7 protein-coding genes and 4 tRNA genes are annotated in these 6532 nt (G+C 58.3%); all 11 read left to right on the top strand.

Annotated features, from left to right (window positions below; all coding sequences use genetic code 11):
- Nucleotides 1-1202 (top strand): amidophosphoribosyltransferase (gene purF, locus FJY67_10780; GenBank protein ID MBM3329932.1); only part of this gene is annotated, 1202 nt, incomplete at its 5' end.
- A gap of 75 nt (nt 1203-1277) precedes the next feature.
- Nucleotides 1278-2138, top strand: a complete 861-nt coding sequence (locus FJY67_10775; GenBank protein ID MBM3329931.1) for a hypothetical protein — start codon at nt 1278-1280, stop codon at nt 2136-2138.
- On the top strand, nt 2087-2407 hold the full coding sequence (locus FJY67_10770) for a hypothetical protein (protein ID MBM3329930.1): 321 nt from the start codon (nt 2087-2089) through the stop codon (nt 2405-2407). Before FJY67_10775 ends, FJY67_10770 begins: the two co-directional genes overlap by 52 nt.
- Complete coding sequence (locus FJY67_10765; GenBank protein MBM3329929.1) at nt 2397-3572, top strand: NAD(P)/FAD-dependent oxidoreductase; 1176 nt, start codon at nt 2397-2399, stop codon at nt 3570-3572. Before FJY67_10770 ends, FJY67_10765 begins: the two co-directional genes overlap by 11 nt.
- Nucleotides 3569-4213, top strand: a complete 645-nt coding sequence (locus FJY67_10760) for a CDP-alcohol phosphatidyltransferase family protein (protein MBM3329928.1) — start codon at nt 3569-3571, stop codon at nt 4211-4213. The genes FJY67_10765 and FJY67_10760 overlap by 4 nt, the downstream gene beginning before the upstream one ends.
- Nucleotides 4197-5642: a cysteine--tRNA ligase gene (locus tag FJY67_10755; protein MBM3329927.1), complete on the top strand. Its 1446-nt coding sequence runs from the start codon at nt 4197-4199 to the stop codon at nt 5640-5642. Before FJY67_10760 ends, FJY67_10755 begins: the two co-directional genes overlap by 17 nt.
- 68 nt (nt 5643-5710) lie before the next feature.
- A tRNA-Thr gene (locus tag FJY67_10750) sits at nt 5711-5783 on the top strand.
- Between the two features lie 30 nt (nt 5784-5813).
- Nucleotides 5814-5896: transfer RNA gene (locus FJY67_10745), tRNA-Tyr, on the top strand.
- 61 nt (nt 5897-5957) lie between these two features.
- Nucleotides 5958-6034: transfer RNA gene (locus FJY67_10740), tRNA-Gly, on the top strand.
- A gap of 107 nt (nt 6035-6141) precedes the next feature.
- A tRNA-Thr gene (locus tag FJY67_10735) sits at nt 6142-6214 on the top strand.
- Between the two features lie 65 nt (nt 6215-6279).
- A partial coding sequence (locus FJY67_10730; protein MBM3329926.1) for an elongation factor Tu occupies nt 6280-6532 on the top strand: 253 nt, incomplete at its 3' end.

The following is a 6532-nucleotide window of genomic DNA, read 5'->3' as shown; positions in this document are numbered from 1 at the left end:
TGAGTCGGCTGCCGGGCGAGCATGCCATCGGGCATAACCGCTATTCGACGACCGGACCTTCGAGCGCTCAGAATGTCCAGCCGCTGCTCGTCGAAACCCGCTCCGGCCCGATTGCGATGTCCCATAGCGGGAATCTGGTCAATTACCAGTCATTGCGTCAGTTTCTCGAAAACGAGGGCTCGCTCTTTCGGACCACGAGCGACAGCGAACTCTTCCTGCATCTCTTTGCCAAGTCGAAAGCGCATGACACTGTGGCACGGCTTGCCGAAGCGTTATCGATGGTGAAGGGCGCCTGGTCGCTTGCCATCCTGACACGGGAGGGTCTATTTGCCGCTCGCGATCCGCTCGGCTTCAGGCCGCTTGCCATTGGTCGAAAAGAGGGCGGCTGGATCGTCGCGAGCGAGACTTGCGCACTCGACCTGTTGGGAGCGACTTACGAGCGTGATGTCGATCCGGGGGAAATCGTCCATTTTACCCCCGACGGCCCGGTCAGTTATCACCTTCCGCAGACGGATGAGCGGGCGCACTGCATCTTTGAGTTCGTCTATTTTGCCCGTCCCGACAGCCGGGTTTTCGGCGAAATGGTCGATAAGACCCGGCGTCGTCTGGGGCACCTGTTAGCTCGTCATCATCCGGCACCAGAAGGGACGGACTTTGTAACCGCTGTTCCAGACTCGTCGAACACTGCTGCGCTGGGGTTCGCTCACGAGTCGGGATTGCCGTTCGAGATCGCGCTCATCCGCAATCACTACGTCGGTCGGACGTTCATCGAGCCGGAGCAGCGGATGCGCGATTTCGGTGCCAAGGTGAAGTTTAATCCCGTTTCCGGGGTCTTGAAGGGAAAGCGGATCGTCCTCGTCGATGACTCCATCGTTCGCGGGACAACATTGCGCAAATTGGTGCGCCTCGTGCGCAACGCCGGCGCCGAGGCGGTTCATGTGCGGATCAGTTCCCCCCCCATAATTGAACCCTGTTTCTATGGGATGGACTTCCCGACTCGTGAGGAACTGGCGGCGCACGATCAGAGCATATCCGATATTGGGCGCTATATAGAGGCTGACGGCCTTGAATACTTGACACCGGAAGAATTGCTGGCTGCCGCACCTCAGGGTGAGGGACGCGGCTACTGCACAGCCTGCTTCACCGGTCGTTATCCCATACCGGTCAATGGTGCGGAGAGCATCCCTCATCCCGTCGGCTAAGTCGATCCCCCTTCAAATGGAACTGAACTGTCACCGGCAGCGCTAGACTGGTTCTTTGTCCTGCGCCCGACGCTGATGTTCCCGCTTTGGACGATGATGCTGGCGGGGATGAAATTGTCAAGCGGATCCGCGGCATTTGGTCCGTTACGCTGGACCTTGCTTATCGTCGGACTCTCGTCTATCGCCGGTCTGGTCTATTTGCTTAACCAGTGGAAGGACCGGGCCAGCGATCTGGCTAACGAGAAACTTCCTTTGGTGGCGCAGGAACACTTCAGCCGCAAATCGCTTATTACCGAGAGCATCGTTCTTGCGGTCATCGGCATTACGACCTTGCTGGCCGGAGGTTTTGGTGGGATCCTTCCTTGGATCGCAGCGATATTCGGCGTTGCCGGATTGCTTTACAACTTTGGTCCCTTTGCCTTGCAGAATCGTCCCCTCAGCGGACTGTTGGCGGGACTTATTGGAGGCTGGTTGTTGCTGCGAATTGGAAGCCTGGCTACGGGTGAGGCTGCGCCTATTACGAAGGAGATTCCTTATACATTAGCGTTTGCCGCCGGCTGCCTCCTGACGACTCTGCCTGACATTGAGGGTGACCGCGCCAACAACAAGCGGACCTTTGCGGTTGCCTACGGCGAATGGAGGACGGTTTCCGTGGCAGCACTACTCGTTCTTGCATCGGCTCAGATTGCTGCGCTCAACCGGGACTGGCTGCCGATTCCGGCGGCGCTCATTGGACTGGTCAGTCTTGTCATCACACATCGTCAAAGATCGATTGTGCTGGCAGTCAAAGGGAACAAGTTCTCCATTCTGACGTTGTCGCTGGCGGTAGGCTGGTATTTTCCGGTCTATCTGGTGATCATCGCTCTTTACTTCCCCCTCGCGAGATGGTACCATCGTCAGCGATTCGGTGTCGTTTATCCCTCGCTTTCCGATTAGGTTCATATAAGTTGTCCAAAATCAAAGCCCGGCTCGACATCGCAGCCGATCCGCCGATCCTTGTGCGAAGCCGGCAATGCGACCTTTGCGGTGCCTGCGTTGGCATCTGTCCGGCGAACTGCATCGCGATGGACGAGCGAAAGTTGTGGGTGATCGGTCCGGAGTGTATCAAGTGCGGTTTCTGCATTCCGGCCTGTCCGGTTGAGGCGTTAACCTGGAACGAGGGCGGCATCGAAGGCAATGGCAGCGGGCCTCTGAATGGCTGGTGACACCTATGACGTCGTAATAGTCGGAGCCGGTCCGGCAGGATCGTTAGCGGCTCGCAGTGCTGCTAACGCCGGTGCGAAGACGCTTCTGCTTGAACGCGACCCGGTGATAGGATCGCCTGTGCGATGCGGTGAGGGCATATCGGGGCGCAATCTGGCGCGGTTCGTTACTATTCAGGATCGCTGGGTGGCGCGGATCGTCCAGGGTGTGATACTCTACGCACCCAATGGGACGCCGGTCACGGTCGAGGGTGATTATGGCGTTGGTTACATTCTCGAACGGTCGCTCTTCGATCGATATCTGGCAGAACTGGCTGCCGAAGCCGGCGCCGATGTGCTCTCCCGGGCCGATGTGGATAGTCTAATCTTAGATGACCATCTCGTCGACGGTGTTACTTACGTCCGCTTCGGCAAGCGACACCGGGTGCGTGCAGCCGTAACCATCGGCGCTGACGGTGTCGAATCGCGGGTGGGAAGATGGGCCGGACTGCACACCCAAATCCGCGCGGCAGACCTTGAGAGCGCCTACCAGTTCTACCTCGCAGGTATCGACTACGACGCTCGCTACTGTCACTTCTATCTTGGAGAAGAAGTTGCCCCCGGCGGTTACATCTGGGTCTTCCCAAAAGGTGAGAACGTTGCCGCCGTCGGCATCGGTGTGGTGGTTAGGGATACCGAAGCGGGAACCGCCTACCGGAAATTGAAGGACTTTGTTGACCGCCATTATCCCGGCGCTTCTATCGTCGGCGAAATGGCTGGGGGGGTCCCGGTCTCGCGGGCGTTCAAGAATCCGATAGCGAATGGCCTCTTGCTTGCCGGTGATGCGGCCCGGCACTGCAATCCGCTCACCGGAGGAGGTATTTACACCGCCATGGTAGCCGGCTTCCACGCAGGTCAGGTAGCTGCGCAGGCGGCTGCGACCGGTCGTCGCACCGCGCGCGACCTTCAGGAGTATAACCACCGTCTCGAAGATGAAATCGTCCGTCCGCACCAGCGCGCTTATCGTATCAAAGAGGGCGTAACCAAACTTTCGGACGATGCGCTCAATCGCACCGCGCGCGAGATAAATGCGCTTGCGCCTGCTGAGCGGAGTCTGAAGAATATCTTTCTTGCAGCGCTGCGGAGCCAGCCGCTTCTTGCCGTAGATGTGATTCGGGCGTTCGTGTGAAACGTCCGCCGTCCGACGTCAAAGTCCTCACCAAGAGCCGTCAGCAGTTCTACTTCGACCGCGCGAAAGTGCTTGCCCAGATGAGGCTGCTGCCGAATCAGATTTCTTTGACGCGCATTGTCCTCATCATCCCGATTTGGATACTCTACTCCCAGCCCTCCAGGACGGCCTATTGGATGACCCTTTCGCTGCTGATTCTCTCCTATATCTCCGACTATGCCGACGGTGTCGCAGCGCGGAAGTTGAAGCAGATTTCGCCGCTCGGGTTGATTCTTGATCCGGCGGCTGACAAGTTATGGACGCTCGCATCGATGATTCTGATCGTCAGGCATAGGGATGCTCCGGTTTGGCTTGCCGGAGTGGTGATAGGACGCGATGTCGTCATCTCGCTTATGAACCGCAGCCTTTTTCGCCGTGCCGGGACGCTCTTTCCTTCCGATTTCCTCGGCAAGTCCTATATGGTGCTGGCGGGGCTTATGATCATCGGCTACACCATGAGCATTAATCAATCTCTTTATATCGGATACCTGCTTGTGCCGCTCGCCATTCTAACGGTAGGCAACTATGCCCGTCGGATTCGCCTGGCTATGCGCTCGGCTGCGGTGGGGGGCCTTCCGACTGGAGATGCTGGTGGCAACTGACGCCCGGTCGGGATTGGTCATTTACGATACCCGTCAGAGGCGTCGGGTGCCCTTCGAGCCGCTTGAGTCGGGCCGAGTCCGGTTATATACCTGCGGCCCGACGGTCTATGCCGACGCCCATATCGGCAACCTGAGGGCGTATGTTTTTGAGGATTTACTGCGCCGGACGCTCAGGTTCTTCGGTTATGAGGTCGTGCAGGTTATGAACCTGACCGATGTCGATGATAAGACTATCCGTGAGTCACGCAAAAGTGGAGTTTCGCTCGCCGATTACACCCAACCCTTTATCGAGCGATTTTTCCGCGATTTGGAGACACTCCGGATCGAGCGCGCCGAGCATTATCCATCCGCCACAGCGCATATCCCGGAGATGATCGGATTGATCGAACGACTCCTTGATAAAGGGGTTGCCTATATCGCGGATGGATCCGTCTATTATCGGGTAGCCGACTTCCCGGACTATGGCAGCCTGTCGGGGATGAACCTCGAGCGGTTGGCGCGGGGGGTCCGCATCGATGCCGACGAGTATGAGGAAAAGGGCGACTTTCGGGACTTTGCACTCTGGAAGGCTTGGTCGCCGGAGGATGGGGATGTAGTCTGGGATGCGCCATTCGGGAGGGGCCGACCGGGCTGGCATATCGAGTGCTCGGCGATGTCGATGAAGTATCTCGGTGAGGAGTTCGACTTCCATACCGGCGGTGTCGATAACATCTTCCCACATCACGAGAATGAGATCGCCCAATCGGTGGTGGCGACCGGGAAGCGGTTCGTTCGCTACTGGATGCACTGCGCACATCTATTGGTCGATGGCGAAAAGATGGCCAAGTCGGCGGGGAACTTCTACACACTTTCGGATCTGCTGGCGCGGGGCCACTCGCCGAGGGCGCTAAGGTGGACGCTGCTCTCGACGCACTACCGGCAGACACTCAACTTCACCGATACGGCAGTCGAGGCGTCTCAAGCGGCACTGGCGCGTCTTGATACCCTTTACTCCGAAGCGCTATCTTCAAGTGGAAATGCGCCGGTTCGCGAAGGTCTTAGACGGGCGCTTGAGACCTGCCGGGAACGATTCTCAAAGGCGTTAGCCGATGACCTGAACATCTCTGGTGCTCAAGCGGGGCTCTTCGAACTGGTGAGTGAGGTGCACCGGATCGGGCAGGAAGCGCCGATCAGCCGGGCGGAAGGTGTGGCTATCCAGGCGCAGTGGGAAGACCTCGACCGGGCATTGGGAGTGCTGGTGCCGTGGGTAGCAACATTGCCGCGCGAGATAGAGTCTATGGTGCGTGAGCGGCTTGATCATCGCCGTCAGCGCCGGTTCTCCGAATCTGACCGACTACGTAAGGAACTGCTCGATCAAGGCTATCGCATTGAGGATGCCGGAAATCGGTCGGTGGTGATAGGAAAAGGGGGGAGAGTCGTTATCGAGTGATGTTTTGGCTCGTGATGGCTTGACATGTTCCAGGTGAATATATATATTAGTTAGTCTATATCCACGAGGCCGGTGTAGCTCAGTCGGTAGAGCAGCTGATTTGTAATCAGCAGGTCGGGGGTTCAAATCCCTTCGCCGGCTCGCGACCCGGGCCGCGGGATATCCGAAGGCGGGGAGATACCCAAGCGGCCAACGGGAACAGACTGTAAATCTGTCGGTGTATGCCTTCGGAGGTTCGAATCCTCCTCTCCCCACTGCAGCGCCAGCGGTGGAGCCGGGGGCGTTTGCTCTCGGAATATGGCGCCTCTCGTCCGTGCGGGAGTAGCTCAGATGGCTAGAGCATCAGCCTTCCAAGCTGAGGGTCGCGGGTTCGAATCCCGTTTCCCGCTCGAAGGTCCGGCGTGACGTCGCCCCGGCGCAGGCCTAAGTCTCAAGCAGGCGAGGTTCCAGCGATTGCCGGAGCGACGTGCATCTTGTAACATCGGACTCACCCCCGAAGGCTCGCGTAGCTCAGTCGGTAGAGCGCGTCCTTGGTAAGGACGAGGTCACCGGTTCAAATCCGGTCGTGAGCTCTTCATAGTCAACTTGGATCCGGCCCGCAGCCGGTATCCATCAGGAATGATCCAGGAGATTGGGAATGGCCAAAGAGAAGTTTGTTCGGGACAAGCCGCACGTCAACATCGGGACGATCGGCCACGTCGATCACGGCAAGACGACGCTTACGTCGGCGATCACCAAGGTTCTTGCCGCCAAGGGCTGGGCTCAGGAGCGTTCGTTCGACTCGATCGACAACGCGCCTGAGGAGCGGGCTCGCGGGGTCACCATCAACACCGCCCACATTGAGTATCAAACCGAGAACCGTCACTATGCTCACGTGGACTGTCCGGGTC

The organism is Calditrichota bacterium, assembly GCA_016867835.1.
GTDB lineage: Bacteria > Electryoneota > AABM5-125-24 > Hatepunaeales > Hatepunaeaceae > VGIQ01.
This window is presented reverse-complemented; position numbering and strand designations above follow the sequence as displayed.

Bases quoted from the DNA above. Each gene is read 5' to 3' on its own strand.
- FJY67_10775 (MBM3329931.1), top strand. From the start codon at position 1,278: ATGTTCCCGCTTTGGACGATGATGCTGGCGGGGATGAAATTGTCAAGC.
- FJY67_10770 (MBM3329930.1), top strand. From the start codon at position 2,087: ATGGTACCATCGTCAGCGATTCGGTGTCGTTTATCCCTCGCTTTCCGA.
- FJY67_10765 (MBM3329929.1), top strand. From the start codon at position 2,397: ATGGCTGGTGACACCTATGACGTCGTAATAGTCGGAGCCGGTCCGGCA.
- FJY67_10755 (MBM3329927.1), top strand. From the start codon at position 4,197: ATGCTGGTGGCAACTGACGCCCGGTCGGGATTGGTCATTTACGATACC.